This is a genomic window from Halomonas sp. KM072 (assembly GCF_050710315.1).
Lineage (GTDB): Bacteria > Pseudomonadota > Gammaproteobacteria > Pseudomonadales > Halomonadaceae > Vreelandella > Vreelandella hamiltonii.
The window spans coordinates 242,839-268,426 of record NZ_CP136132.1 but is presented as its reverse complement, the minus strand read 5'-3'; the positions used below and the strand labels follow the sequence as shown (position 1 = coordinate 268,426).

Here is a 25,588-nt window from a genome sequence, read left to right as displayed (position 1 = left end):
ATATTCAATGGAGGAATGGCCTTTGCGTCACGTCAACGTAACTGCGGCTCGCCGCTGGCTGAGCATCACTGTGGGTGCCCTGAGCGTGTCTGGCATGACAGCCGCCCTCGCAGAGCAACCCATCGAAGACTCCCCGTGGGCAGCGCCCCAACCGTTCGAAGCTCAGTATCGGCTGGAGATTCGTGGTTGGCCCGGCGCGACCATCACCCACACCCTATCCAACGAAGGCCTGCACTGGCTCAGCGACATGAGCTTCTCTGTGGCCGTGGCGCGCGGACAAGAGCGTAGCCGCTTTGCGGTGGACGATGACACCACACGCTCGCTGCTCTACCACAGCAGCTACTCGCTATTCGGCGTGGGCGATAGCTACCAGTTGAACGAAGCCGATATCCACTCGCTGGACCGCCAGACGGCTTTGTTCGACCTGTCACGGCGGGTCGGCCATGAAGACTGCACCCAAGAAGCGCCTTGCGATATCTCGTTCGTGGACCACCGAGGTCGAGACGAGCACTTCCAGTACTACCTGAATCCCCCAGCCAGCGTCAGCGTCCCCGCTGGGGAGTTCGACGCCAAGCAGGTCACCTTGGTAGATGCCGAGAAACCCGACCGTCACCTGGTGATCAATTTCCACCCTGACTGGCCCGGGCTGATCCTCTCTGCGGAGTACCAGAAGGAAGGCAGTCGCCAGACCGCCATCACCATGACACGCTTCACGCCTGCCGAGGGTAAAGAACTCTAGATGCTCTCTGGCTTATTGATCGTACTGTTGCCGCTGTTTCTGGGCTATCTGGTTCGCGTTCGTTCCACGTGGTGGCTGAACCTCATCAACCGAGCCGTCAGCGGCTCGGTATACTTGATACTGCTGTTCATGGGAGTGAGCCTGGCGGGGCTTGAAAACCTGGGTAGCCAGCTGTCTCGCCTCGGGGGCAACGCCCTGCTGCTGTTCAGTATCACCACCCTCTTCAATCTTGCCGCCCTCTGGTGGCTTTCCAGGCGCGTACGCCTGAGCGCGGGGAACTCTCCCGTGGTCAAGGACGCCCCCACCAGCAAACTGGCGGCCATGGGCGGCTCGCTGATGCTCGTTGCCGTGGTAGCGGGTGGCGTGGCGCTGGGGCTGCTGCTCGGCCCTGTGCTGGGGGAAACGTTGTATACCACGGCGGACTGGCTGGCAGAGTGGGTGCTCTACGTGCTGCTGGTGTTGATTGGCTGCCAGCTGCGCAATTCGGGCATGCCGCTCAAGCAGATTCTGCTCAACCGTCTGGGGCTCGCCATTGCGGTCACCCTGGCGCTCAGCTCGCTGTTGGCAGGCTTGGCCGCCGCCCCCTTGCTCTCGCTGAGTTGGAACGAAGGCCTGGCCATGGCCTCAGGCTTCGGCTGGTACTCGCTTTCCGCCATCCTGATTGGCGACCAGCTCGGCCCGCTGATGGGCGGCGTGGCGTTCTTCAACGACCTGACCCGCGAGCTGCTGGCATTCATACTGATTCCGCTGGTCATCCATCGCCACACCGCGCTGGCGATTGGCTATGGCGGGGCCACCTCCATGGACTTCACCCTGCCCGTGATTCAGCAGCATGGCGGCGTGGCCTGCGTGCCCATTGCCGTGGTCAGCGGCTTTATCCTCTCGTTACTCTCCCCGCCGCTGATTCTGTTCTTTCTTTCGCTGTCGGGTTAGCGTGAGCGGGCGCTCCTTGGGTAGGATACGCAGCTAGCGTATTGCTTCGATCATCAAGGACGCCCACCCACCATGCTCAACGGAATCTGGTTAAGCTTCTTTATTGCCGCCTTTGCGGCATCTCTCTGGCAATGGCTGGTGGGTGGCGATAGCGAAGTGTTTGCCCGCCTGGTGCAGTCGCTGTTCGATATGGCAAGGGTCAGCGTCGATATCATTCTGGTGCTGCTGGGCACCATGACGCTGTGGCTGGGGTTTCTTTCCATTGCCGAAAAGGCAGGGTTGATACGACTACTGGGGCGGGTACTCGACCCGCTTTTTAGCCGCTTGATGCCCGAAGTGCCCCGCGGCCACCCGGCCATGGGGCTGATCAGCATGAACTTTGCCGCCAATATTCTAGGGCTGGATAACGCCGCCACGCCCATTGGCATCAAAGCGATGCACTCGCTGCAAACCCTTAACCCCAGCCGCGATACCGCCAGCAATGCGCAAATCCTGTTTCTGGTACTGAATACCTCATCGCTGACCCTGCTGCCCGTCACGATCTTCATGTACCGCGCCCAGCAAGGGGCGGCAGAGCCGACGCTGGTGTTCCTGCCGATTCTGCTGGCGACCAGTGCATCCAGCCTCGCCGGGCTGCTGGCGGTGGCCATCATGCAGCGTCTGAAGCTTTGGCAACCGGTGGTGCTGGGGTACTTGCTGGCCGCTGCGCTGGCCCTGGGGCTTTTGATCACCACACTGGCGGGGATGTCGGCTCAAGCGCTGGCCGCGGCTTCCACGCTGGTTGGCAACCTCACGCTGTTCAGCATTGTGATCATGTTCCTGGTCGTGGGGGCACTGCGCGGCGTGAAGGTGTATGACGCCTTTATCGAGGGTGCCAAAGAAGGCCTGAGCTTTACCATCACCCTGCTGCCCTACCTGGTGGCCATGCTGGTGGCCGTCGGGGTGCTGCGCGCCAGCGGCGTGCTGGATGCCGGGCTTGGCGGCATTCGCTGGCTGGTAGAGGGCATCGGCTGGGATACCCGCTTTGTGGATGCGCTACCCACCGCCTTTGTGAAACCGCTCTCCGGCAGCGGCTCCCGCGCCATGATGATCGAGACCATGAACACCTTTGGTGTCGATAGCTTCCCAGGGCTACTGGCCGCCACGTTCCAGGGCAGCACCGAAACCACCTTTTATGTGTTGGCGGTCTACTTTGGCGCCGTGGGCATTAGCCGCATTCGTCATGGGCTGGGATGCGCCCTGGTCGCCGATGTAGCAGGCATCACCACCGCCATTCTGGTGTGCTACTGGTTCTTTGGCTGAATTGCGCGAAGAGTGTTGTACCAAGCCAGGCATGTAATTAAATTTGGCGCAGCGGTGCAGTTGGTTGCACTCACTGCGCCAGAGTGCACCACATAAAAACGGTGCGGGCCTTTTCCTGCTTCAAACAAAAAACGCCCTAGGGGTCGGCTTATCCCGAGATATGTGGGAAAGCTTACTGCCTAAGGCGTGGATAATTTTTAGCTTACGGAGTACTTAATGCCTCGTCAACCCCAATCGCCTCTACTGGTTACATGCGCGCAATACCCGCTTTAGCCGCTCGCGCTGCGTGAAGCTTCTTGTAGCTTTCGATCAGGCGCTGGTGACGATCCAAGCCTTCTAGTTGCATGTTGGTGGGCGTGAGGCCGTGGAAGCGTACAGTGCCGTCTACTGAACCCACGACCGCCTCCATAGTCGCTTCGCCGAACATGCGCTTGAAGTTGGGCAGGTAGTCGTCCAGCTCCAATTCGTCGTCCAGGGCAATTTCCAGCACCGCGTTGACCGCCTGATAGAACAGGCCGCGCTCAACGGTGTTGTCGTTGTACTGGAGGAACATCTGCACGCAGTCCAGCGCCTCTTCATGGCGGCCAAGTGCCAGGTAAACCAGCAGTTTCAGCTCCAGAATGGTTAGCTGGCCCCACACGGTGTTCTCGTCGAACTCGATACCAATTAGCGTGATGATATCGGCGTGGTCGTCCATCTGGCTCTCTTCCAAGCGCTCGACGAGATCGGTGAGCTGCTCGTCATCCAGGCGATGCAGATTGAGAATATCTTCGCGGTAGTCCAGCGCCTTGTTGGTGTTGTCCCAAATCAAGTCTTCGATGGGGTACACCTCGGAGTAGCCAGGTACCAGAATGCGGCATACCGGCGCGCCCAGGTCTTCGCGCACTGCCATGTACACTTCCGCGCCCAGCTCTTCGAAAATACCGAACAAGGTCTCGGCTTCTTCCTCGTTGCTGCCAGAGAAGTCCCACTCGCTGAACTCGAAGTCGGGCTTGGCACTGAAGAAGCGCCAGGAGACTACGCCTACCGAGTCGATGAAGTGCTCGACGAAGTTGTTCGGCTCAGAGACAGTCTGCGAGTTGAAAGTTGGCAGCGGCAGGTCGTTCAGGCCTTCGAAACTGCGCCCCTGCAGCAGTTCGGTCAGGCTGCGCTCCAGCGCTACTTCAAAACTTGGGTGGGCACCAAAGGAAGCGAATACCCCGCCGGTACGCGGGTTCATCAGCGTCACGCACATGACCGGGAATTGCCCGCCCATGGAGGCATCCTTCACCAGCACCGGGAAGCCTTGGGCTTCCAAGGCATTGATGCCCTCGACAATGCTCGGGTACTTGGCCAGCACTTCTTGCGGCACGTCGGGCAGCGTCAGCTCCTGTTCGAGGATCTCCCGCTTCACCGCCCGCTCGAAAATTTCTGAGAGGCACTGCACCTGGGCTTCCACCAGGGTGTTGCCCGCGCTCATGCCGTTGCTGAGGAACAGGTTTTCGATCAGGTTGGAGGGGAAGTAGACCGTTTCGCCATCGCTTTGGCGCACAAAGGGCAGCGAAACGATGCCCCGGTCTTCACGACCCGAGTTGGTATCGATCAGGTTGGAGCCACCCAGCTCGCCTTCAGGGTTGTAAATCGCCAGGCAGTGCTCGTCGAGAATTTCGGCGGGCAGCTCGTCATTCGGGCCCGGCTTGAACCACTTCTCATTGGGGTAGTGCACGAATTCGCTGTTCGCGATCTCTTCACCCAAGAACTGATCGTTGTAGAAGAAGTTGCAGCTCAGGCGCTCGATAAACTCGCCCAGCGCCGAGCACAGCGCGCTCTCTTTGGTCGCGCCTTTGCCGTTGGTAAAGCACATGGGCGAGGCCGCATCGCGGATATGCAGCGACCACACGTGGGGCACGATATTGCGCCAGGAGGCAATCTCGATCTTCATGCCAAGGTCGGCCAAAATGCCGCTCATGTTGGCAATGGTCTGCTCCAGCGGCAGATCTTTGCCTTCGATGTAGGTGCTGCTCCCTTCCGGCGCGCCCATCAGCAGCGCCTGAGCGTCCTCGTCGATGTTCTCGACCACTTCAATCTGGAACTCGGGGCCGGTCTGAACAACCTTCTTCACCGTGCAGCGGTCGATGGAGCGCAGGATGCCTTCACGATCCTTTTCCGAGATATCTTCCGGCAGCTCTACCTGAATCTTGAAGATCTGCTTGTAGCGGTTTTCCGGGTCGACGATGTTGTTTTGCGACAGGCGAATGTTCTCGGTGGGAATATTGCGCGCGTTGCAGTACACCTTGACGAAGTAGGCGGCACACATGGCCGACGACGCCAGGAAGTAGTCGAACGGGCCAGGGGCCGAGCCGTCGCCCTTGTAGCGAATCGGCTGGTCGGAGATGACCGTAAAATCGTCGAACCTGGACTCCAGGCGGAGGTTGTCGAGATAGTTAACTTTGATTTCCATAAGCGGGCGTCCGGAGTAATGAGTGTGCCTGAGCACCAACGCATCAGGCGAATGGCGGCCATTATCCAGTTTTTTGCCCGCTTCGTCTTGGGCAGTCGCGTGAATCACTTATTGCGGATCCAGCAAGAACGGCAGCGCCTCCTCCAGCAGCAGGTCAGGAATCTCCTCCGCAATGTAGTGCCCGCAGGGCAGCGCCTTGCCCTCTACCTGGGTCGCTACCTTGCGCCACTCGCCCAGCGCATCGAAGCAGGCTTCAATCGCACCTTCGGCACCCCACATCACGTTGATCGGGCAGGTGAGTTTCACCCCCGCGTCGATATCCGCCTGGTCGTGCTCCAGATCGATGGTGGCGCTGGCGCGGTAGTCGCCACAGATGCCCGTGGCCGTACCGGGAAGCGACAGGCAGCGCTCGTACTCCGCCAGCGCTTCCGGGGCGAACGGTGCCATACCTGCGCTGCGGGCGCCCATCACGCTTTGTAGATACTGAGCGGGGTCGGCTTGAATCAGCATTTCCGGCAGCGGCTGAGGGCGAATCAGAAAGAACCAGTGCCAGTAGCTGCGGGCAAACGCTTCATTGGTGCCGCGATACATCGCCAGCGTGGGGGCGATATCTAAAAGCACCATGCGCTCAACCCGCTCGGCGTAATCAACGCCTAAACGATGCGCCACCCGCGCGCCGCGGTCGTGGGCCAGTACTTTAAACCGCTCAAAGCCCAGCGCGCTCATCAGCTCGGCCATATCGGCGGCCATGGTGCGCTTGGCGTAATTGAGATGCTCTGCGTCATCGTTCGGCTTGCCGCTGTCGCCGTAGCCGCGCAGGTCGGCGGCAATCACCGTGAAGTGCTGGGCAAGCTTGGCCGCCACTTTGTGCCAGATCATATGGGTCTGCGGGTGCCCGTGAAGCAGCAGCAACGCCGGGCCACTGCCCCCCAGGCGGTAGTGGATATCGATGCCATTCACATGGCGCGTGTGTTTTTCAAAGCCTTCGAACATCTTATGCCCCTTGATGGAAACAGATGAAAGCATTGCACTTGCCGACACAAGGCGGCACATTAGCCGCCACCGCCCAAGAGCCTCGAGTCACGCCCATGCACGATGAATTTGTGGCCAATTTGCGCCTGCTGTGCAGCTACTACCCCTCTATTGCCGACGTGTGTCGTCGTTTGCCCATCAACCGGGCACAGTTCAACCGCTACTTGAGCGGGCGCTGAAACCCTGAACGGCCACGAGATCACTCAAACCATTTTGTTCCCCAGCTTTCAAAGCCAGGTAACGCGATTGACGGGGCTGAAGATGGGCGTGGCGGACAACAGCGAGCGCATGCCCTGCTGTGTGAGAGTGGTCTATCAGCGGCTGGATGAGCAGACCAGTCTGCGCGAAGCACTCGCCCAGTGCGGGCTACTGGCACTGGACGACCCATCCCTGGATGCGGCGCTACTGGCCGCCATTCAGAACGATATCGCCGCAGGGGAGTACCATTTTCGTGCGCGCCATTAACGAGGCGGTGGTGTCGCAGTCGCCAGCACGTGGGAAAACAGAATGGCTTCGAACTGCTCCATGGGAGCCAGGGACTTGAGCGTCTTGGCGCGCAGGATGGCACCTTCCCACCCCGAGAGAATGAAGCTGGCCAGCGTGTCAGGTGACAACCCTTCCGGCACGCTGCCTTCTGCCTGCGCCTGGCTCAAGCACGTGACCAGGCGTTTTTCCCAGCGCTGGAAGACCACGCTGAGGGCATCGCGGAAGGTGTCGTTCTGGCCCGCCAGCTCCTGCCCCAGGTTGCCGATCAGGCAGCCCGTGGAGTGGTCACAGTCGAGCATATGCGCCCGGCCTGCCGCGAAGTAGCGACGCAGGCGTTCGAGAGGTGGCACGGCCGAATCTTCCATCAAGGTGGCCAGATTGGCATCGTATTGGCTGGCAAACCGCTCGATCACCGCCAGACCAAAGTCCTCTTTACTGGCAAAATAGTGGTAAAACGAACCCTTGGGTACACCGCAGGTTTTTAGAACGGCATTGATACCCGTGGCGTTATAGCCCTGCTGGGCAATCAGCTCAGCGCCGGTATCAATCAACTTATCGCGCGTGGCGGTGTTTTTCATAGCGTCATGCAGACCAGGAAGTCTATGGTTTTTCACGTCGATGATGACAGGTATCGGAAACCGCGTCAGCGTTTGGGTTGCACGCTATTTGCACAATGCTTGCCTAATCGCTGCGTAGGAATCGGTGATGCTAGCATGATCTTGCCACTTCTCGGGCATTTTTGCCTTCAGCCAATGGATACCCCCCGGCCATGACTCCACCTCGCTCTTTTGCCTCCTCACAGCAAGGCCGCCTGGGCCTGGGTGCCCTGGCCGCCTTGCTGGTACTGGCAGGCGGCCTTGCCGTGGCCTGGTGGATCATCAGCCAGCCACCCAGAGTAGAGCGCAGACCGCCGCCGCCGCCCGTGCCCCCGGTGGTCGACGTGACGACCGTCGAACAGCGCCTACAGTCGCCTACCCTGAGTGGCTTTGGTCGTGTCGAAGCGGAACAGTCGACGCTGCTGGCCAGCCGCGTGGCCGGGCAGCTGGAACGTTTTGCCGAAGGCGTACTGCCCGGCCGTGTGGTCGAGCAGGGAGCACCGGTGGCTTACATCGACCAGGCCGACCTGCAGCTGGCACTGGAGGATGCCCAGGCTCAACTGGCAAACGCCGAAGCCCAGCTGGCCCTGGAGCAGGCCGAACAGCAGCGCGCCCGCAGTGAGTACGAGTCGTTCGGCAGGCAGCTCAGCGCCGAACGGCGTGCGCTGGTGCTGCGTGAACCCCAGCTGCGCCAGGCCCAGGCGCAGCTGACCCAGGCGCGCGTGGTCCGCGACCAGGCGGCGCTAAACCTGGAACGAGCCACCCTCACGGCGCCCTGGCGCGCCATGGTTCAGGAGCGCCTGGTGGGGGCTGGCAGCCTGCTGAGCCAAGGCACCGAAGTGCTCAGCCTGGTGGGTGTCGAGCAGTTCTGGGTACGCGCGTCGCTGCCCGGCGATACGTTGGCCTGGCTGGAGAGTGGCGGTCGCGTCACGCTCACCAGCCAGGGCTGGCCCGATCAGGCCGAACGGGAGGGCGAGCTGCTCTCCGTGCTGCCCAACCTGGAAGAGAACGGCCTGCAGGCCCAGTTGCTGATTGCCGTGAACGACCCATTGGCCCTGAATCATGAGGGTCCCGCCCTGCGGCTGGGCGACGTCATGCGGCTCACCTTCCACACACGCGCTCAGGAGCCACTGATCAGGCTACCCTCTGCCGCGCTGCGCCCCGGCGAGCAGGTCTGGTGGGTGGACGACGACAACCGCTTGCGCAGTACCCGCGTCACTCTCGCTTATCGCGGCCAGGATGACGTACTGATCCGGGAGGGCCTGGAGGCGGGCCAGCGCGTGGTCGTTGCAGGTCTGGCGCAGCCCCGCGAGGGGCAGGAAGTTCGCCTGCGCCAACGCGGCGACACCCCGGCACGTGATCAGGAGAGCGCTCAATGATGCGTAAAGGCCCGTTGGCGTGGATGGTGGATCACGGCGTTGCCCCCAACTTGATGATGGTGCTGTTCATCGTGGGTGGCCTGATGGCCTCGATGGCCATCAAGAAAGAGGTCTTTCCGGAGTTCGAAACGGAAATCGTCCAGGTCTCCATCAGCTACCCCGGCGCCACCCCGGAAGATATCGAGCAAAGCCTGCTGCTGCCCATGGAAGCCGCCATCGCCAACGTGGAAGGCATCGACGAGATGACCGCCAGCGCCAGCGAAGGCAGCGGCGTGGTCAGCGCAACGCTGATCGACGGCGTGGATGTGATGCGCGCCTACCAGGACATCCAACAGGCCGTGAATGCCATTACCACCCTGCCCGCCGCCGCCGACCCGCCCCGCATTACCCTGGCAGGCCGCTCGCGCAGCGTGGTCAGCCTGCAGGTGTACGGCAGGGTGGGCCAGGAAGCCCTGCATGACGCCGCCGAGAACGTGCGGGCCGAGTTACAGGCCACCAGCGGCATCTCCCGGGCAGAGCTCTCCGGCAACCGGGACCGGGAAATCCAGGTGCACCTGGACGATGAAGCCATCGAGCGCTACGGGCTCGACCATCAGCAGTTGGCCAGCCGCATCGCCGCCGAAGCACTGGATCTGGCCAGCGGCCAGTTGACCACCGCCGAGGGCGAATGGCTGATCCGCTACCAGGGGCGCCGCAATAGCGCCGAAGAGTTCGCCGAGCTGCCCATTCTGACCACGGCCCAGGGCTCGCCGGTGCTGTTGCGCGACATTGCCCAGGTCAGTGAAGGCTTTGCCGAAACCGACCGGGAGGAGTTCTACAACGGCCAGCCGGGCATCTCGGTGGATGTGTACCAGATCGGCGGCCAGACCCCGACCAGCATTTCCAACGCAGTACGCGGCGAGCTGGAACGGCTGCGCGCCAACCTGCCCGACGGCGTGAGCCTGGACATCGCCCGGGACAGCTCGGAGGTCTACGAAGACCGGCTCGGTCTGCTGCTCAAGAACGCCTGGATGGGCCTGGCGCTGGTGCTGGTGCTGATGGCGCTGTTTCTCGAAGCGCGACTGGCGTTCTGGGTGACGCTGGGCATTCCCACGGCGTTTCTGGGGGCCATGCTGTTCCTGCCCTGGATAGGCGTCTCGCTCAACATGATGTCGATGTTCGCATTCATCATTGCGCTGGGTATCGTCGTCGATGACGCCATCATGGTGGGCGAGAACATCTACAGCTATCGCGAGGAGGGTTACTCGTTGCGCGATGCGGCGGTCAAGGGCGCCCAGGAAATTGCCACGCCGCTCACCTTTGCGATCCTGTCGAACATCGTGGCCTTCCTGCCCCTGCTGTTCCTGCCCGGCTTTTTGGGGCTGATCTTTGCCACGGTGCCGGTCGTGGTGATCACGGTCTTCGTGATCTCGCTGGTGGAAGCGCTGCTGATCCTGCCCGCACACCTGGCCCACGCCAGCAAACCGAGGCAAACGCCAGCCTGGCAGCGCCCTCTGGAGGCCGTGCGGCTACGCATGCAGCAGGGGCTGCACCATTTCACCTACCGGCGCTTCGAGCCCTTTCTGCAGGGTGCACTGAACCAGCGTCTGCTGACCGTCTCGCTGGGCGTGGCGCTGCTGGCGATCACCCTGGCATGGGCCATGAGCGGCCGATTGGGCTTCTCGTTGATGCCCCGGGTGGAATCCGACCAGGTTCAGGCCAGCGTCACCCTGCCGATTGGTAGCCACATCAGCGTCAGCCGCGAATTGAGCCAGCAATTGCTGGACGCCGCCACGGCCCTGAGCAAGCGTGAAGAGGGGTTGAGCTTCACCAGCACCCGTAGCAGCCTGGATGGCGAAAGCCTCTCCGTACGCCTCGACATCGCTTCGGAAAGCCTGGAGAGCTGGCCACCCTCACGCATTGCCCGCGAGTGGCGTGAACTGACCGGCGACCTGCTGGGCGCACAATCGGTCCGCTTCGAATCCGACTTTGGCGGCCCCGGCAGCGGCGCCGCGCTGAGCCTGCGGCTTTCGCACCCCAATACCCAGGTGCTGGAGGCAGCCGCCACACGATTGGCCGAACAGCTGGCGGAGTACGGGCTGACGGACATCGACAGCGGCCTGGGCGACGGCAAGCCACAGCTGGAAATGCGCCTGTCGGCCGAAGGCCGCTCGCTGGGGCTGACCGGCAGTGACCTGGCACAGGCCCTGCGTGGTCCGCTGCAAGGCGCCACCGCTGTCGAGCAGTTCATCGGCCGCCGAGAGGTCAGCGTCGAAGTGCGTTTACCGGAAGCCTCTCGCGATAGCCTCAGTGAGCTGTACCGGCTTCCCGTACGCACCCCCGAGGGGCTCAGCGTGCCGCTGTCGCGGGTGGCCGACATCACCCTCAGCCAGGCGTCCAGCAGCCTGCAACGCATCAACGGCCGGCGCATCATCACCGTCACCGCCGACTCCGAGGGCGACCAGGCCATCAATCAGGTGCTCGCCACCTTGCAGGAGGATGTCTTCCCCACCCTCAGCAATACCTGGCCGGGCCTCGAAGTCAGCATGGGTGGCCGCCAGCAGGATACCGCCGACAACCTGGCCACGCTGCGCAAGGCCATGTGGCTGATGATTGCGGCACTCTATGCCCTGCTGGCGATTCCCTTCCGAAGCTACTTGCAGCCGCTGCTGGTGATGGCCGCCATTCCGTTTGGTATCGTAGGGGCCATTGGGGGCCATCTGCTGATGGGCTTTGGCTTGTCGATCATCAGCCTGCTGGGCATGCTGGCGCTGTCCGGCGTGGTCATCAACGATGCCCTGGTGCTGATCGACTACGCCAACCGCAAGCGGCGCGAAGGCATGGCGCCTCGGGAAGCCATCGTGGCCGCTGCCACACGCCGGTTGCGGCCAATCATGATGACCACACTGACGACCTTCCTGGGGCTGGCACCGATGATTCTGGAAACCTCGCGACAGGCACGCTTCATGATTCCCATGGCCATCTCTCTGGGCTTTGGCATGCTGTTCGCCACGCTGATTCTGCTGATCATGGTGCCCTGCCTCTATCTCAGCCTGGAGAATCTGCGCGAACGCCTCAGCGCACCACAGCCACCCGAACCCGAGAGAGCCAACCCATGAAGGCGTTTCATAGCCTGCGCCAATGGCGCCCCTCGCGGCTGGGCATGAAGCTGTTCGCGGCCATCCTGAGCGTCAATGTGGCCATTGCTGCCAGTGTGTTTCTGGCGGTCACCTACAGTATCGATCGCGGCTTTCTCGACTACCTGAACCAGGCCCAGGAGCGCCGTGCCACGCTGCTGGCCGACGGCCTCATTACCCGTTGGGAAACTCAGAACAGCTGGGCGTGGCTGGAAGAGGCCCCCGACCGCTGGCCCTACATCGTACGCTTCGAACTGGGCCAGGAGCATCGTGATCGGCCATCTCCCTTGGGGGAAGCGCAGGATTTCGCTCTGCAGGATGCCGATGGCCACGCCATCATTCCCCCCAGCGATACTCCACGGGGCTCCCGCAACTGGCACTGGATGACCCTCTACAGCGACCTGGCGCCCAATGGCCAGCGTGAAGCCATTGGCGCCCTCGGCTTTCGCCCGCCCCAGGAGATGATGGAGCGCATGGAGAGCCGCTTTCTGGAGCGCCAGCAGCGCAACCTGATCCTGATCGTGGTCTCGCTGGGCCTGGCCTCTCTGCTGCTGGCTGGCGGGCTCTCCTGGTGGCTGGGCCGACGCACGCGGGCGCTGGCCGGTGCCACCCTGCGGCTCACCGAAGGCGACTACCATACCCGCTTGCCCGAACGCGGCCGCGATGAGCTGTCTCGCCTGGCCCGGGATTTCAACGTGCTGGCGGCCACCCTGGAAGCCAGCCGTGAGGCCCGGGCACGCTGGGTGTCGGACACGGCCCATGAGCTGCGCACCCCGCTGGCCGTACTGCGCGGTGAAATCGAAGCCATGCAGGATGGTATTCGCCCGCTGAATCAGGAAAACCTGAGCTCGCTGGCCCAGGAAGTGGCTCAGCTGGAGCGCCTGGTCTCCGACTTGCGGCTGCTCTCGCAAAGCGATGCGGGAGCGCTGGACATCCAGCTGGCCCCGCTGAACCTGAGCGACAGCCTGGGCAGCCGCCTGACCGACGCCGACCGCTGGCTTGAGCAGAGCGGCCTGAGCCTGACCTGCCAGCTGGAAGAAGACATCATGATTCGCGGCGATGCCCAACGCCTGCGCCAGCTGTGGAGCAATCTGCTGGACAATAGCTGTGCCTATACGCAATCGCCTGGGGCGCTGCGCGTCACGCTCGGCTGCGAGCGCGGTCAGGCCGTCATCGTCTGGCAGGACAGCTCCCCCGGTGTCCCCGACAGCGAGCTGGGGCGGCTCACCGAGCGGCTGTATCGGGTCGAGGGGTCGCGTAACCGTGCCAGCGGCGGTAGCGGCCTGGGCCTGTCGATTGCCAGCGCCCTGGTGAGTGCTCACGGAGGCACCATGGAAGCCAGCGCCTCGACATTGGGCGGGCTGGCCTGGACACTGCGCTTTCCGCTGATTTCTTCTGACCCTTACTGAATGCGAGTTGACCATGACCCAGGAAGCATCCCTGCTGATCGTCGAAGACGAACCCAAAATTGCCAGGCTCATGGCGGACTACCTTGGCAGCCATAACTTCGCCCCCACCATCATCGGCCATGGCAGCGACGTGATGCCCTGGCTCACCCAGCACTCACCGGCGCTGGTACTGCTGGACGTCATGCTGCCCGGCAAGGATGGCCTCACCCTGTGCCGGGAAATACGCCAGCAGTGGCCGCTGCTGCCCATCATCATGGTAACGGCCAAGGTCGAGGAGGTGGACCGGCTGCTGGGGCTGGAGCTGGGCGCCGATGACTACATCTGCAAGCCGTTCAGCCCCCGCGAGGTGGTGGCCAGGGTCAAGGCCGTGCTGCGCCGCAGCCAGGCCATTGCCGAGGCCACCGGCCACACCCCGACCACACGGCAAGCGCCGGTCACCCTGGATGAAGAGGGCTGGCAGGCCCTCGTCAATGGCCAGGACCTGGGGCTCACCGCCGTGGAGTTTCAGCTATTACGCGTTATGATGCAGTCGCCGGGGCGTATTTTCAGCCGCGAGCAGTTGATGGACCACATGTATCGCGACAACCGTATCGTGTCCGAACGTACTGTCGACAGCCATATCAAGAAGCTGCGCAAAAAGATCACCGAAGCCCTGCCCGAGCAGGAAATCATTCGCTCGGTGTATGGTGTGGGTTACAAATATCAGCCCGAAGGGTAAGCCTGGCAGATCGACAGGCGCACTTGGGCACCGCTACGGGTCAATGCACCATGAAAGCGCTCATCGTAGAAGATAACGACAATCTTGCGCGCTCGATTGCCTCGACGTTAGGGGATACCGGCTTCTTCCAGCAGCAACCGCACCATCAGGTGGCCCGCCGAGCCTTGTACCACGGCACCGCGCACCTGGCCGCGCTGCTCACGAATCGCCTCCAAAAGCGAAGGCAGGTCGTCGTAACCGCTGTCCTTGTTGGCTGCGATCAGGTCGAGGTCGAACCACTGAAAATTGATGTAAGAGAAGTCATCCACGCTGAAATTGGCCCCACCCGTCAGAATCGAGTTGGTCAGGTAAGGGGCGAAGGTGGAGGCATAAACGGTGTAGGCGTCGTCCGGTACGTTCAGCACGTAGTTGGAAGCGACCTGAGTACCCGCCCCGGGGCGGTTGGTGACTTGAATGGGTACGCCAATCTCTTCGGAGATGTATCCCGACATCAAGCGGGCCAACCGATCGGCGCTGCCGCCGGTACCAAACCCGACGACCATGTTGAGCGGGCGTTCCGGGTAGCTGTCTGCTGCAGCAGGCAGCACCATGGCCAGTGACGCTACCGTGACGGTGGCGCCCACCAGCAGGGATTTGAGCGCGCGAGGAAACGAGCTGACAGGTTGCTTGAGCATAGCGATGTCTCTTGTTGTGCGTGTTGTTAGAATCAGGCGGCTGCCTGTAGAGAACAACGCTATCCCACGAAACTGTCATCAACCTTGCACGGGGATCAAAACCAACTAAAGTCTAGTCCCCGCACCTGCCCTCCGGCTGAACCTTCCGACCGACCTACGCAGGTTCGACCTTGGCTTGATCGCGGGCCAATTCCTCCTTTTTCGTTAGCTTGCGGTAAAACACTGCTACGGCCGTGGAATTCAGCACGATAAACAGCGAATACATGACGGGTATGAGCAGAATCAGCTGCTGTGTTTCGCCACTGAACGTCATGATGACGATCAATGCGGCCAGCGGGCCGTTTTGAATCCCCGTTTCAAGAGATACCGTGCGGGCTTTTTGCGGGTTGAGTTTGAGCACGCGGGAGAATAAATAACCGAACAGAAAACCCACCAAACCGAGCAGAATCACCGCTGCATATACCTGCCAGCTGGTCTCCATCAGCAAGCGCCAGTTGCGCGGTGCCCACGTCACCACCAGAAACACGATCACGATAGCCCCCAACACGCCACCTACCAGCTCAATGACGGCGCCAAGGTTGGCATTTTTACGGCGTATCCACATGCCCAACAGCGTTGGAATCAGCAGTACGAACAGCAAGCGGCCAATTTGGTCGGGCGGTATGCGGAAGGCGTCATCGATCCCCTGGGTATAAAACGCCATCCACAGCGGCACCAGAACAAAGCCCGCCAGCGTGGAGCAGATGGTCATCATGATGCTGAGGCTGAGCAGGCTTCGTGAGAAGTAGGCAAAAATATTGGAGGTCGTGCCGCCCGGCATGCACCCCATCAGCACTAGCCCCACGGTATGTTCAACCGACAGGTCGAGAAGGCGCGCCAGGGCAAAGGCGATAAAAGGCATCAGCAGATACTGCGATGAGAAGCCAACCCCAATGGCCTGGGGGTGGCGCATGGAGAGTTTGAAGTCCTTGAAGGTGAGCGATGCCCCCATGCCGAACATGATGATCACCATCATGATCGACAGTAAGCTTTCTTCCAATGGGCTTAGCATGGTGCTGTAACTCCGTAGCCTGCCGCTGTTTGCGGTTATTGTTGTTGAGTCTCGGCGTGACTGCCCTGCACGATGGCACGCACTTCTTTGCGCAGCACCTTGCCAACAGGGGTTTTGGGCAGCTCATCCCAGAACACCACTTTTTTGGGAACCTTGTAGGCGGCAAGCTCTGTTTTACAGTGCCGGATAACGTCCTTGGCGCTTAGCCCCTGTTCACGCAGCACGACGTAGGCGTGAACCGCTTCGCCTGTCTGATCGTCGGGGACACCAATGACGGCGGACTCTTGCACTTGAGGTAAGCGTGCAATGCTGTCTTCTACTTCGTTGGGGTAAACGTTAAATCCACTGACCAGAATCATATCTTTTTTACGGTCGACGATTTGAAAGTGACCATCCTCTGACATGGTTCCCACATCGCCGGTGTAAAGCCAGCCACCTTTCAGCGTTTTGGCAGTCTCTTCCGGGTTGTTCCAGTAACCTTTCATGATTTGTGGGCCGCGCGCGATAATCTCGCCAGGCTCGCCCGGGGCAACCGTCACGCCCTGTTCATCGACGATGCGCACCTGGGTAAACGGCGCGGGAATGCCGATGCTGTCAGCACGCTCATGCCCAATCGGGTTGAAGCAGATCACCGGAGAGCTTTCTGTCAGCCCGTAGCCTTCGGCAATCGGTGTGCCGACCACCGCGCGCCAGCGCTCAGCGACGGATTTATGTAGCGCGGTGCCGCCCGCCATCGCCACTTTCATGTTTTTAGGCGGGTACACGGTGAACCACTCTTCGTTGAGCAGCGCGTTGAACAGCGTATTGACGCCTGAAATCCAGGAGATCGGGTAGTTATCAAAAGCGCGCTGGCAGTTCTGGATAGGCCGCGGGCTGGGCACGAGCACGTTGTGCGCCCCTTTGCTGTAGAACGCCAGCAGGTTCACCGTAAACGCGAAGATATGGTAGATGGGCAGTGCGGTGAGAACGCACTCTTTGCCAACCTCTATGTGGCTGTCAACCACCAGATCGACCTGTTCTAAATTGCTCAGCAGATTGCCGTGCGTCAGCTCTGCGCCTTTACTGACGCCGGTGGTGCCGCCGGTGTACTGCAACAGCGCGGTGTCTTCACGCGCGGTAGCCTGCCAGTAGCGCGCCACGTCAATGCCTTGTTCGGCTTGCCGTTCGCTACCCGTTTGAATGGCCTGGCTCAACGTCACGGCGTTCAGCGAGTGCCTGGGGATGGCTTTGTTCCAATATTTCAGTACGGCATCCAATACCGTGCGTACGACTGGTGAAAACCATTGCGAAAGCGACGTGAGTACGACGTGCTGAATGCCAGTGTTGGGGAGCACGTCCTCCAGCTTGTCGGCAAACATATCCATGATGACAAGCGTCTTGACGCCAGCATCATTGAACTGATGCTCCATTTCTCGACGCGTATAGAGCGGATTGACGTTCACCAGCACACAGCCCGCTTTCAAAACGCCGAAAATGGCCACCGGAAGCGCGAGACAGTTGGGCATTTGCACCGCAACGCGGTCGCCTTTGGCAAGTCCCAGGGTGTCACGCAGGTAAACCGCAAACGCATCGGAGAGAGTATCCGTCTGCCGATAAGCAAGCGTGCCATTCATGCCGTTGGGCATGCAGGTGGTGAACGCGGTGTGGGAGCCAAACTGCTGGGCTGCCGCAGTGACCATCGCGGGAATACTGGCAAAGCGCGGCTGCGGCTGGTCACCTATTGCGTGATGGTGGGTGCCATAAAGATGTGCCCACGGCGCGCTGTCATAGAAGTGATCATTTGACATGCACATTCTCTTCGTTGGGGCCCTTTCATGAAGGGGCCATTGTTTTTATTAGCTTTCTACATGTTTTTCTACCGCACAGGCTCTCCATGGAATAACGCAGCCGCTGAGTTTAAGTCAACCGTTTTAATTTTTGCTTTCGCCAGGTGGGGCGTCAAATAAAAAAATGGGCCAAGCGCAAGACGCACTGGCCCCGTCAGCTCGGCCCTCACACAACCCTCTGACATCTAGTTCCCGCGCCCTCGGTGCGGGGGAGCAGCACATCGGCCACCAGCGGCTCGGGCCAGTCGTCCGGGGTATAGCGCTGCTGGACCAGCGCCGTGAACGGCAGCGCCTCCCGCAGGCCCTGGCGTTCGATGGCCGGTTCACCCTGGCTGGCCTGATGGGTGGCACCACAGCCACTGAGCAGCGCTACCAGCGCGCCCAGGCGCGCATAGCGGCCAATGAATCCAAGTTCTGGCATGGTGTTCTCCTGTTTCCTGTGCCCCTCACCCTGTGGCGTGATCCTTGCCCCTCCGCATAAGACCACGGTTGTTGCACACTTCCTGCAACCGATTTACACCAAGCCCCTGGATACTGCCATGGTCAACATTAGCCCATTAATGACCCATGAGGTATGCCATGAAAATGTCTCTTAGCCAACGTTTTGCTCCTGCCTTTCTGGCCATTGCCCTGATGCCCCTGGCGTTCACCGCACAGGCCGAGCAACATGAGCACCGTGGCATGGACCGTGAAGCCATGCACGAGCGCATGGAAGAGCGCCGCCAGGAAGTTTACCAGCGCGCCGAGCTGAGCGAAGAGCAGCAAACCGCACTGAATCAGGCCCATGCCGAGCATCGTGAAGCGGTCATGGCGCTGCGTGAGGAGCATCAGGCCCGCGTTGCAGACATTCTGTCAGATGAAGAGCAGCAGGCACTGCGGGATGCCATGCACGAGGTGCACGCCGAATACCGTCAGGAGCACGGCAAGCGTGGTGGCCGCCACGGTGATCAGGCCAATGCTGAATAAGCGTTGATTTAACGTTCGTCCTGCCACCCTGCGCCCAGCTCTGCTGGGCGCAGGGCTATCTATACTCCTGTTTCAACATTTTACGTGGTTGGCTCGTCACTTGAACTGGCGTAGCAAACCGCGTATTTTATTTGAACGTTCATTCAAAAATAATTCTTCCCTTGTCTTAACAACAGGAGTCCGCCTCCATGGCGAAAGACAACTCGACCCTCCCCTCGCGGGATCGACTCAACCCCGTGGTTTTCCACGGCAGCGTCGCCGGTATACTCATCTTTCTGGTGATGACCATGCTGTTTACCGAGCAGGCAGGCGCTTTTTTCGACGCGGGCCTGGCCTGGGTCAGTACCACCTTCGGCTGGTACTACATGCTCGCCATCGTCGCCTACCTGGTGTTCGTGGTGCTGATCGGCATGTCGCGCTTCGGCAGCATACGCCTGGGCCCGGACCATTCACGCCCGGAGTTCTCGCTGCTCTCCTGGTCCGCCATGCTGTTTGCTGCCGGCATTGGCATTGACCTGTTGTTTTTCAGCGTGGCAGAGCCGGTGGCCCACTACCTGGCCCCGCCGGACCTGACGCCTGAAAGCCAAGAGGCCATGCGCAACGCTGTCGTTCAGACTTACCTGCACTGGGGGCTTTCGGGATGGGGGCTCTACGTGCTGATGGGCATGGCACTCGCCTACTTCAGCTACCGCCACCGCTTGCCACTGGCGATCCGCAGCGCCCTCTACCCACTGCTGGGCAAGCGCATCCACGGCCCCATCGGTAATGCCGTGGATATCACGGCGGTCATTTCCACCGTGTTCGGTATCGCCACCAGTCTTGGGATTGGCGTTCTGCAGCTCAATTACGGCCTCAACTACATGTTCGACGTTCCCGAGACGTTGACGGTACAGATCATTCTGATTGGTCTGGTCGTGGTGCTGGCCACCATTTCCGTGGTGACCGGGGTCGAGAAGGGCATTCGCCGCCTCTCCGAGTTCAACATGCTATTGGCGCTGGCGCTGATGCTGTTCGTGCTGTTTTCCGGCGATACCCTGACCCTGCTCGACAAGGTGGTGAACAACGCCGGTGACTATCTCTCCGGGTTTGTCGCTGCCAGCTTCGATACCTACGCGTTTGCCGACGAAGGCGCCCAGGAGTGGAAAATGTGGTGGACCATTTTCTTCTGGGGCTGGTGGATTGCCTGGACGCCTTTCGTGGGCCTGTTCCTGGCGCGTATTTCTCGTGGCCGCACTATTCGCCAATTCGTCGCCGGTGCGCTGTTCATTCCGCTGTCGTTCATGATGGTGTGGATGTCCATTTTCGGTAACAGCGGTATCGAGCTGGTCGCCAATCAAGGCGTCGCCGAGCTGGGCGAACAGGCGTTGAACTCGCCGCAAACCACCCTCTACACGCTGCTGGAGTACTACCCCTACGTCGGTATCACCGCCGCTGTGGTCACCGTGCTGGGCATTGTGTTCTTCATTACTTCTGCCGACTCCGGCGCTTTGGTACTGGCCAACTTCACCTCGATTCTGAGCGACGTGAACCATGATGCCCCGGTGAAGCTGCGCATTTTCTGGTCGGCCGTGATCGGCCTGATTACCGTGGCACTGCTGATGGCAGGCGGACTGAACGCACTGCAAAGCGCCGTGGTGATCACCGCCCTGCCGTTCTCGGTGGTGATTTTTGCCATCATGGTAGGCACCTACAAAGCCTTGAAGCTGGAAGGCAGCAAGGCCGATGCACGCCGCATGATTGCAGGTAGTGCGCCTGGCGGCGATTGGCGCGAGCGCCTGGACCGTGCGCTGGATACCTCCAACCGTGCCGGGGCAGCGGCCACCATCGAGCACGCGATCCGTCCCGCCATGACCCAGTTTGCCCAGGAGCTCGAAAGCCGTGGCCAAACCGCCAACGTGACCGAAGAGCAGGTGGAAGGCGAGTCGCTGCCCACCTTGACGCTGCAGGTCGACTTTGGCGAAGCCACCAGCTTTGTCTATCAGGTCTGCCCGCACCGCATGCGCACCCCGAGCTTCATCCCGGCAGACGATGACTTCTATGTGCGCCTGGATGTCTATCTGGCCGAAGGCGGCCAGGATAAAGACCTCAACGGCTATACCCGTGGTCAGGTGATTGGCGATCTGGTGGCCGAGTACGAACGCCACCTGCACTTCCTGACCCTGGCCGGGGAGCAGATGGGCCATGTGCAAGCCATGCCCGGCACCATCGGCGAGCCACCAGAAGACGCCCAGATGTAGCGTCAGCATGTTCTCCCTGCAATCTCTATCCCGGCCACCGTGCCGGGATTTTTTTATGCCTGTTCGAGACGAACGGTCGAGACTAACGCCTTGTTGTGAGAACGCAGGCTCAGGCGTAGCGTAAGAGCTTGTTTGGCTTATCGTTGAGGAGGCTTTCCCATGTCTCGTGACGCTCGCACGTCGGGATATGTATTCCCGATGCCTGGTAGTGCTCTGTTACAGGCGTGGCGTGAAGGCTATACGCTGGATCGGTTGAAGCGCGATGTTCTGGCGGGATTGACCATCGGCGTGGTCGCGGTGCCCCTCTCCATGGCCTTGGCCGTAGCTACGGGGGTGCCCCCACAACACGGGCTTTACACCGCCATCGTCGCCGGTGCCATCATTGCCTTGACCGGTGGGTCGCGGTTCAACATCTCCGGCCCAACGGCAGCGTTCGTGGTCATCCTCTTTCCTATCGTCGCCCACCATGGTCTCGGCGGGCTGCTCATTGCCACGTTCATGGCGGGCGTCATCCTGGTGGCCCTCGGGCTTTCCAGGCTGGGCAGCCTGATCCAATACGTGCCCTACCCGGTCATTCTGGGCTTTACAGCGGGCATCGGCGTGGTGATTGCGCTGCTGCAGCTGCCTGACTTTCTTGGTTTGAGCGGCATTACGCTCGGCGACAGTACCCTGCACAACCTGCTGTTGATTGGCCAGGCACTGCCGAGCCTGTCGCTGGAAGAGCTCAGCGTGGGGATGGTCACGCTGGCCGTTCTATTGATTTGGCCACGCTTGCACACTCCCCTCCCCGCGCCGCTGGCAGGCCTGGCCATCGGTACGTTGGCCGCCACGCTGTTACTGTGGGGCGGAATAGAAGTGGACACCATTGCGTCTCGCTTCAGTTGGGAGCTTGGCGGTGAACACGGCAACGGCATTCCCCCTTTCGCCCCTGGGCTGATCGCCCCGTGGCATTTTCCCGGCGCCGATGGTCAGCCACTGGTGATCGACTTTGCCTTGATTCAGGCGCTGCTGGGCCCCGCCCTGGCCATCGCGCTACTGGCCGCCATCGAGTCGCTACTGTGTGCCGTTGTAGCGGATGGTTTGACACGCACCCGCCACGACCCCAATGCCGAGCTCATTGGCCAAGGCCTGGGCAACATGGTGGTGCCTTTTTTTGGTGGCATTACCGCCACGGCGGCCTTGGCTCGGACTGCCACCAACGTCAAGAGCGGTGCCTTTTCACCTATCGCTGCCGTGGTGCATTCGCTGGTGGTGTTGCTGGCCGTGGTGGCGTTGGCAGGCCTGTTGGGGTTTGTTCCCATGGCCTCTCTGGCGGCGCTGCTGTTCATCATTGCCTGGAACATGAGCGAGGCGCGCCACTTCATGCATACGCTGAAAAGCGCCCCCGCCAGCGATGTGGCGGTGCTGCTCATCTGCTTCGGGCTGACGGTGATTTTCGATATGGTCATCGCGGTGGCCGTCGGTATCGGGCTGGCAGCCGCCCTGTTCATCCGCCGAATGGCTCAACTGACCCATACTCAGCGCCTGGACTCACCCTCTACAGGAGAGTGCTTTCCACCAGAGGCCGCACTCTACAGGATGAGCGGCCCGCTGTTTTTTGGCGCCGCCGAAAAGGCCATCGCCACGCTACGCATCGTGGACTCCGACGTTCGTATGGTCGTGCTAGACATGCACGAGGTGCCCAGCCTGGACACCACCGCCATCGTGGCACTGGCGTCGCTGCGCCGAGAGCTGGGCGAGCAAGGCGTAGGGATCATCTTCGTGGGGCTACCGCCACGCCTGGCGTTGAAACTGAAGCGCGCAGGCATCAAGCGTGAAACAGGCAAACTGGCGGTCGTCCGTACGCTTGCTCACGCGGAGCGTATGTCTCGCCGCTGGCTAGGTGGTGGCCGATAGCGAACCTGGGGGTGTGAAGTACTAAAATAGGGGAAGTAGCCTTCCCCTGAGGTGATGCCATTCACTGGCTATTAGCTCGCCATGTCCAACACGATGCGACCTTCGATCTTGCCGTCGATCATGCGCTGGAAGACATCGTTGATATTATCTAGCGTATCTGTCGCTACCGTGGCCTTCACCTTGCCTTCGGCAGCGAAGTCCAGCGCTTCCTGCAGGTCGCTGCGTGTGCCGACGATGGACCCGCGAATGGTAATGCCGTTGAGTACCGTGTTGAAGATCGGCAGCGGAAAATCGCCGGGCGGCAGCCCATTCAGCACCAGCGTGCCACCGCGACGCAGCATGTTTTGCGCCTGATCGAAAGCCTTCGGTGAAACGGCCGTGACCAATGCCCCATGAGCACCGCCAATGGTCTTCTTCAGATAGGCCGCCGGGTCGGTTTTCATGGCGTTGACCGTCACCGTCGCCCCCAGACGTTCGGCCAGGGCAAGTTTGCCGTCATCGATATCCACCGCTGCGACGTTCAGCCCCATGGCCTTGGCATACTGCACGGCCATGTGCCCCAGCCCACCAATCCCGGAGATCACCACCCACTGGCCCGGGCGAGTGTCGGTCATCTTCAAGCCTTTATAGACCGTCACCCCAGCGCACAGCACCGGAGCGATATCGATGAAATCCACTGACTCCGGCAGGCGCCCCACATAGCCTGCATCTGCCAATGTATAGTCGGCAAAGCCGCCGTTGACGCTATAGCCGGTGTTTTGCTGAGATTCGCACAGCGTCTCCCACCCGCCCAGGCAGTGCTCGCAGTAGCCACAGGCGGAGTAGAGCCAGGGAACACCAATGCGGTCCCCCTCTTTGACATGGGAGACGCCCTCTCCAACGGCCACGATGTAGCCGACGCCCTCATGCCCAGGAATGAACGGTGGCGAAGGCTTGACCGGCCAATCACCGTGGGCGGCGTGTAAATCGGTATGGCAAACCCCGGAGGCCGCCACTTTCATCAATACTTCGCCCTGTTTGGGACGAGGTACATCGACTTCTTCGATGACCAGCGGCTGACCAAACTCGCGAACCACTGCCGCGCGCATTGTGCTATCCATGTGCAACTCCTCTTGATGGTCGATACGGCCATTTGAAAACGGCTCTTATCAATAGAGTAAGCGTCAGGGGGGACTGACAATACCGCCCGGCAGGTGCCGGGCGGCGTTATACATAGATGCAGGCTAGAAAAAGCCCAGCGGGTTGATGTCGTAGCTGACCAGCAGGTTTTTGGTCTGCTGGTAATGTTCCAGCGCGACCTTGTGGGTTTCACGGCCAACCCCGGACTTCTTGTAGCCACCGAAGGCCGCATGGGCCGGGTACTGGTGGTAGCAGTTGGTCCACACGCGGCCTGCCTGAATGCCACGCCCCATGCGGAAGGCCACGTTGATGTCGCGGCTCCACACGCCTGCCCCCAGGCCAAACTCGGTGTCGTTGGCGATGGCCAGCGCTTCCTCTTCGTCCTTGAAGGTCGTGACGGCCACCACCGGGCCAAAGATCTCTTCCTGGAACACGCGCATCTGGTTATTGCCTTTCAGCAGCGTGGGCTGAATGTAGTAACCGCTGTTGATGCTGTCGTCGAGGGTCTCCTTGTCACCCCCAGTGAGGAACTCCGCGCCCTCGTCACGGGCGATGTCCATGTAGGACATGATCTTGTCGAACTGCTCCTGGGAGGCCTGAGCGCCTACCTGGACATCGGTATCCAGCGGGTTGCCGCGCTTGATGGTTTTGGTGCGTTCGAGCACTTTGGCCATGAACTCGTCGTACATGCTCTCCTGAATCAGCGCACGCGACGGGCAGGTACACACTTCGCCCTGGTTGAAAAAGGCCAGTACCAGGCCCTCGACCGCCTTATCGATGAAGGACGGTTCGGCCTGCATGATATCGGCGAAGTAGATATTGGGCGACTTGCCGCCCAGCTCGACAGTAGAGGGAATGATGTTCTCGGCCGCACACTTGAGAATATGCGACCCTACGGGCGTCGAGCCGGTAAAGGCAATCTTGGCAATACGCTTGCTGGTGGCCAGCGCCTGACCGGCTTCCGCGCCGAAACCGTTGACGATATTGAGCACGCCAGGCGGCAGCAGGTCACCGATCACCTCGACCACTTTCAAAATGGAAGCGGGCGTCTGCTCGGCGGGCTTGAGCACCACGCAGTTCCCGGCAGCCAGCGCGGGGCCAAGCTTCCAGGCAGCCATCAGAATGGGGAAGTTCCAGGGGATAATTTGCCCGACGACCCCCAGCGGCTCGTGAAAGTGATAGGCCACGGTATTGGCGTCAATGTCGGCCGCGGTGCCCTCCTGGGACCGCAGGCAGCCCGCGAAGTAACGGAAATGGTCGACCGCCAGCGGAATGTCGGCATTGAGCGTTTCCCGCACGGCCTTGCCGTTATCCCACGTTTCGGCCACGGCCAGCATTTCGAGGTTTTGCTCTATGCGGTCGGCGATCTTGAGCAGAATGTTGCTGCGCTCTTGCGCGGAGGTCTTGCCCCAGGCAGGCGCTGCCTGATGGGCGGCATCCAGCGCTTTTTCGATGTCTTCGGCGCTGGAGCGGGGAATTTCACAGAACACTTTGCCATTGACTGGGCTAATGTTGTCGAAGTATTGGCCCTTCACCGGAGGTACGAACTCACCGCCGATGTAGTTGCCATAGCGTTTTTCGAACGAGACGACTGAGCCCGATTCACCTGGGTTGGCGTAGATCATGGTACTGCTCCTGAGTATTATGATTATTAAAAGGTGCCTATTCA

General features: G+C 60.9%; 21 protein-coding genes. 12 read left to right on the top strand and 9 right to left on the bottom strand.

From position 1 onward, the window contains the following. Positions 1-22: 22 nt before the first annotated feature. The 3 genes from RVM26_RS01310 (at position 23) to RVM26_RS01300 (ending at position 2,974) form a co-directional block, all read left to right on the top strand. A complete protein-coding gene (locus RVM26_RS01310) occupies positions 23-739 on the top strand; it encodes a hypothetical protein (protein WP_498940334.1) in 717 nt (238 codons plus the stop codon). Next, positions 740-1,672, top strand: coding sequence for a LysO family transporter (locus tag RVM26_RS01305; protein WP_498940332.1), 933 nt, complete (start codon positions 740-742; stop codon positions 1,670-1,672). Positions 1,673-1,744: 72 nt separating this feature from the next. Next, positions 1,745-2,974 carry a nucleoside recognition domain-containing protein gene (locus tag RVM26_RS01300; protein WP_498940330.1) on the top strand — a complete coding sequence of 410 codons (1,230 nt, stop codon included), beginning with the start codon at positions 1,745-1,747 and terminating at the stop codon, positions 2,972-2,974. A gap of 247 nt (positions 2,975-3,221) precedes the next feature. Here the strand turns inward: RVM26_RS01300 and RVM26_RS01295 are convergent, their stop codons facing one another. Together RVM26_RS01295 and RVM26_RS01290 are read right to left on the bottom strand one after the other, a co-directional pair. Then, positions 3,222-5,414 (bottom strand): OsmC domain/YcaO domain-containing protein, encoded by a 2,193-nt coding sequence (locus tag RVM26_RS01295; RefSeq protein ID WP_498940328.1) that lies wholly within the window; start codon positions 5,412-5,414, stop codon positions 3,222-3,224. A gap of 108 nt (positions 5,415-5,522) precedes the next feature. After that, a complete protein-coding gene (locus RVM26_RS01290) occupies positions 5,523-6,407 on the bottom strand; it encodes an alpha/beta fold hydrolase (RefSeq protein WP_498940326.1) in 885 nt (294 codons plus the stop codon). Positions 6,408-6,430: 23 nt separating this feature from the next. Between RVM26_RS01290 and RVM26_RS01285 the strand changes: the two genes are divergently transcribed. Further along, positions 6,431-6,625 carry a hypothetical protein gene (locus tag RVM26_RS01285; RefSeq protein WP_498940325.1) on the top strand — a complete coding sequence of 65 codons (195 nt, stop codon included), beginning with the start codon at positions 6,431-6,433 and terminating at the stop codon, positions 6,623-6,625. A 67-nt stretch (positions 6,626-6,692) separates the two neighbouring features. Continuing rightward, positions 6,693-6,911: a hypothetical protein gene (locus RVM26_RS01280; protein WP_498940323.1), complete on the top strand. Its 219-nt coding sequence runs from the start codon at positions 6,693-6,695 to the stop codon at positions 6,909-6,911. Here RVM26_RS01280 and RVM26_RS01275 read toward each other — a convergent pair. After that, a complete protein-coding gene (locus RVM26_RS01275; RefSeq protein WP_287808695.1) occupies positions 6,908-7,510 on the bottom strand; it encodes a TetR/AcrR family transcriptional regulator in 603 nt (200 codons plus the stop codon). The genes RVM26_RS01280 and RVM26_RS01275 overlap by 4 nt on opposite strands. Positions 7,511-7,701: 191 nt before the next feature. Between RVM26_RS01275 and RVM26_RS01270 the strand changes: the two genes are divergently transcribed. From RVM26_RS01270 to RVM26_RS01255, 4 genes are read left to right on the top strand one after another with little or no spacing between them, the layout of a single operon-like run. Further along, entirely contained in the window at positions 7,702-8,907 is a 1,206-nt protein-coding gene (locus tag RVM26_RS01270; protein ID WP_287808694.1) for an efflux RND transporter periplasmic adaptor subunit, read from the top strand. Beyond that, positions 8,904-12,005: an efflux RND transporter permease subunit gene (locus tag RVM26_RS01265; protein ID WP_498940320.1), complete on the top strand. Its 3,102-nt coding sequence runs from the start codon at positions 8,904-8,906 to the stop codon at positions 12,003-12,005. The genes RVM26_RS01270 and RVM26_RS01265 overlap by 4 nt, the downstream gene beginning before the upstream one ends. Beyond that, positions 12,002-13,432 (top strand): sensor histidine kinase family protein, encoded by a 1,431-nt coding sequence (locus tag RVM26_RS01260; protein ID WP_498940319.1) that lies wholly within the window; start codon positions 12,002-12,004, stop codon positions 13,430-13,432. The genes RVM26_RS01265 and RVM26_RS01260 overlap by 4 nt, the downstream gene beginning before the upstream one ends. 13 nt (positions 13,433-13,445) lie before the next feature. Further along, a complete protein-coding gene (locus RVM26_RS01255; protein ID WP_016916247.1) occupies positions 13,446-14,150 on the top strand; it encodes a response regulator in 705 nt (234 codons plus the stop codon). 107 nt (positions 14,151-14,257) lie between these two features. Here the strand turns inward: RVM26_RS01255 and RVM26_RS01250 are convergent, their stop codons facing one another. The 4 genes from RVM26_RS01250 to RVM26_RS01235 all read right to left on the bottom strand — a co-directional run bounded on the left by RVM26_RS01250 (position 14,258) and on the right by RVM26_RS01235 (position 18,122). After that, positions 14,258-14,824 (bottom strand): Bug family tripartite tricarboxylate transporter substrate binding protein, encoded by a 567-nt coding sequence (locus tag RVM26_RS01250; protein ID WP_498940317.1) that lies wholly within the window; start codon positions 14,822-14,824, stop codon positions 14,258-14,260. Between the two features lie 154 nt (positions 14,825-14,978). Continuing rightward, the gene (locus RVM26_RS01245) at positions 14,979-15,875 is read right to left on the bottom strand and encodes a bile acid:sodium symporter family protein (RefSeq protein ID WP_287808686.1); all 897 of its coding nucleotides are present in this window, start codon (positions 15,873-15,875) and stop codon (positions 14,979-14,981) included. Between the two features lie 35 nt (positions 15,876-15,910). Next, positions 15,911-17,662, bottom strand: coding sequence for an acyl-CoA synthetase family protein (locus RVM26_RS01240; RefSeq protein ID WP_498940315.1), 1,752 nt, complete (start codon positions 17,660-17,662; stop codon positions 15,911-15,913). Between the two features lie 205 nt (positions 17,663-17,867). Beyond that, positions 17,868-18,122, bottom strand: a complete 255-nt coding sequence (locus tag RVM26_RS01235; RefSeq protein ID WP_498940313.1) for a hypothetical protein — start codon at positions 18,120-18,122, stop codon at positions 17,868-17,870. 158 nt (positions 18,123-18,280) lie between these two features. Between RVM26_RS01235 and RVM26_RS01230 the strand changes: the two genes are divergently transcribed. The 3 genes from RVM26_RS01230 (at position 18,281) to dauA (ending at position 22,800) form a co-directional block, all read left to right on the top strand. Then, positions 18,281-18,667 (top strand): hypothetical protein, encoded by a 387-nt coding sequence (locus tag RVM26_RS01230; RefSeq protein WP_096921413.1) that lies wholly within the window; start codon positions 18,281-18,283, stop codon positions 18,665-18,667. Between the two features lie 188 nt (positions 18,668-18,855). Beyond that, positions 18,856-20,904, top strand: a complete 2,049-nt coding sequence (betT, locus tag RVM26_RS01225; RefSeq protein ID WP_287808683.1) for a choline BCCT transporter BetT — start codon at positions 18,856-18,858, stop codon at positions 20,902-20,904. A 159-nt stretch (positions 20,905-21,063) separates the two neighbouring features. After that, positions 21,064-22,800 (top strand): SulP family inorganic anion transporter, encoded by a 1,737-nt coding sequence (dauA, locus tag RVM26_RS01220; RefSeq protein WP_498940311.1) that lies wholly within the window; start codon positions 21,064-21,066, stop codon positions 22,798-22,800. 71 nt (positions 22,801-22,871) lie between these two features. Here the strand turns inward: dauA and adhP are convergent, their stop codons facing one another. Together adhP and exaC are read right to left on the bottom strand one after the other, a co-directional pair. After that, positions 22,872-23,900: an alcohol dehydrogenase AdhP gene (gene adhP, locus RVM26_RS01215; RefSeq protein WP_287808681.1), complete on the bottom strand. Its 1,029-nt coding sequence runs from the start codon at positions 23,898-23,900 to the stop codon at positions 22,872-22,874. Between the two features lie 123 nt (positions 23,901-24,023). Further along, positions 24,024-25,544, bottom strand: coding sequence for an aldehyde dehydrogenase family protein (gene exaC, locus RVM26_RS01210; RefSeq protein WP_498940309.1), 1,521 nt, complete (start codon positions 25,542-25,544; stop codon positions 24,024-24,026). Between the last annotated feature and the right edge of the window lie 44 nt (positions 25,545-25,588).

Excerpts from the sequence above, each read along its gene's own strand:
- RVM26_RS01305 (WP_498940332.1), top strand. The coding sequence starts at position 740 with ATGCTCTCTGGCTTATTGATCGTACTGTTGCCGCTGTTTCTGGGCTAT.
- RVM26_RS01300 (WP_498940330.1), top strand. The coding sequence starts at position 1,745 with ATGCTCAACGGAATCTGGTTAAGCTTCTTTATTGCCGCCTTTGCGGCA.
- RVM26_RS01295 (WP_498940328.1), bottom strand. The coding sequence starts at position 5,414 with ATGGAAATCAAAGTTAACTATCTCGACAACCTCCGCCTGGAGTCCAGG.
- RVM26_RS01290 (WP_498940326.1), bottom strand. The coding sequence starts at position 6,407 with ATGTTCGAAGGCTTTGAAAAACACACGCGCCATGTGAATGGCATCGAT.
- RVM26_RS01285 (WP_498940325.1), top strand. The coding sequence starts at position 6,431 with ATGAAAGCATTGCACTTGCCGACACAAGGCGGCACATTAGCCGCCACC.
- RVM26_RS01275 (WP_287808695.1), bottom strand. The coding sequence starts at position 7,510 with ATGAAAAACACCGCCACGCGCGATAAGTTGATTGATACCGGCGCTGAG.
- RVM26_RS01270 (WP_287808694.1), top strand. The coding sequence starts at position 7,702 with ATGACTCCACCTCGCTCTTTTGCCTCCTCACAGCAAGGCCGCCTGGGC.
- RVM26_RS01265 (WP_498940320.1), top strand. The coding sequence starts at position 8,904 with ATGATGCGTAAAGGCCCGTTGGCGTGGATGGTGGATCACGGCGTTGCC.
- RVM26_RS01260 (WP_498940319.1), top strand. The coding sequence starts at position 12,002 with ATGAAGGCGTTTCATAGCCTGCGCCAATGGCGCCCCTCGCGGCTGGGC.
- RVM26_RS01255 (WP_016916247.1), top strand. The coding sequence starts at position 13,446 with ATGACCCAGGAAGCATCCCTGCTGATCGTCGAAGACGAACCCAAAATT.
- RVM26_RS01250 (WP_498940317.1), bottom strand. The coding sequence starts at position 14,824 with ATGCTCAAGCAACCTGTCAGCTCGTTTCCTCGCGCGCTCAAATCCCTG.
- RVM26_RS01245 (WP_287808686.1), bottom strand. The coding sequence starts at position 15,875 with ATGCTAAGCCCATTGGAAGAAAGCTTACTGTCGATCATGATGGTGATC.
- RVM26_RS01240 (WP_498940315.1), bottom strand. The coding sequence starts at position 17,662 with ATGTCAAATGATCACTTCTATGACAGCGCGCCGTGGGCACATCTTTAT.
- RVM26_RS01235 (WP_498940313.1), bottom strand. The coding sequence starts at position 18,122 with ATGCCAGAACTTGGATTCATTGGCCGCTATGCGCGCCTGGGCGCGCTG.
- RVM26_RS01230 (WP_096921413.1), top strand. The coding sequence starts at position 18,281 with ATGAAAATGTCTCTTAGCCAACGTTTTGCTCCTGCCTTTCTGGCCATT.
- betT (WP_287808683.1), top strand. The coding sequence starts at position 18,856 with ATGGCGAAAGACAACTCGACCCTCCCCTCGCGGGATCGACTCAACCCC.
- dauA (WP_498940311.1), top strand. The coding sequence starts at position 21,064 with ATGTCTCGTGACGCTCGCACGTCGGGATATGTATTCCCGATGCCTGGT.
- adhP (WP_287808681.1), bottom strand. The coding sequence starts at position 23,900 with ATGGATAGCACAATGCGCGCGGCAGTGGTTCGCGAGTTTGGTCAGCCG.
- exaC (WP_498940309.1), bottom strand. The coding sequence starts at position 25,544 with ATGATCTACGCCAACCCAGGTGAATCGGGCTCAGTCGTCTCGTTCGAA.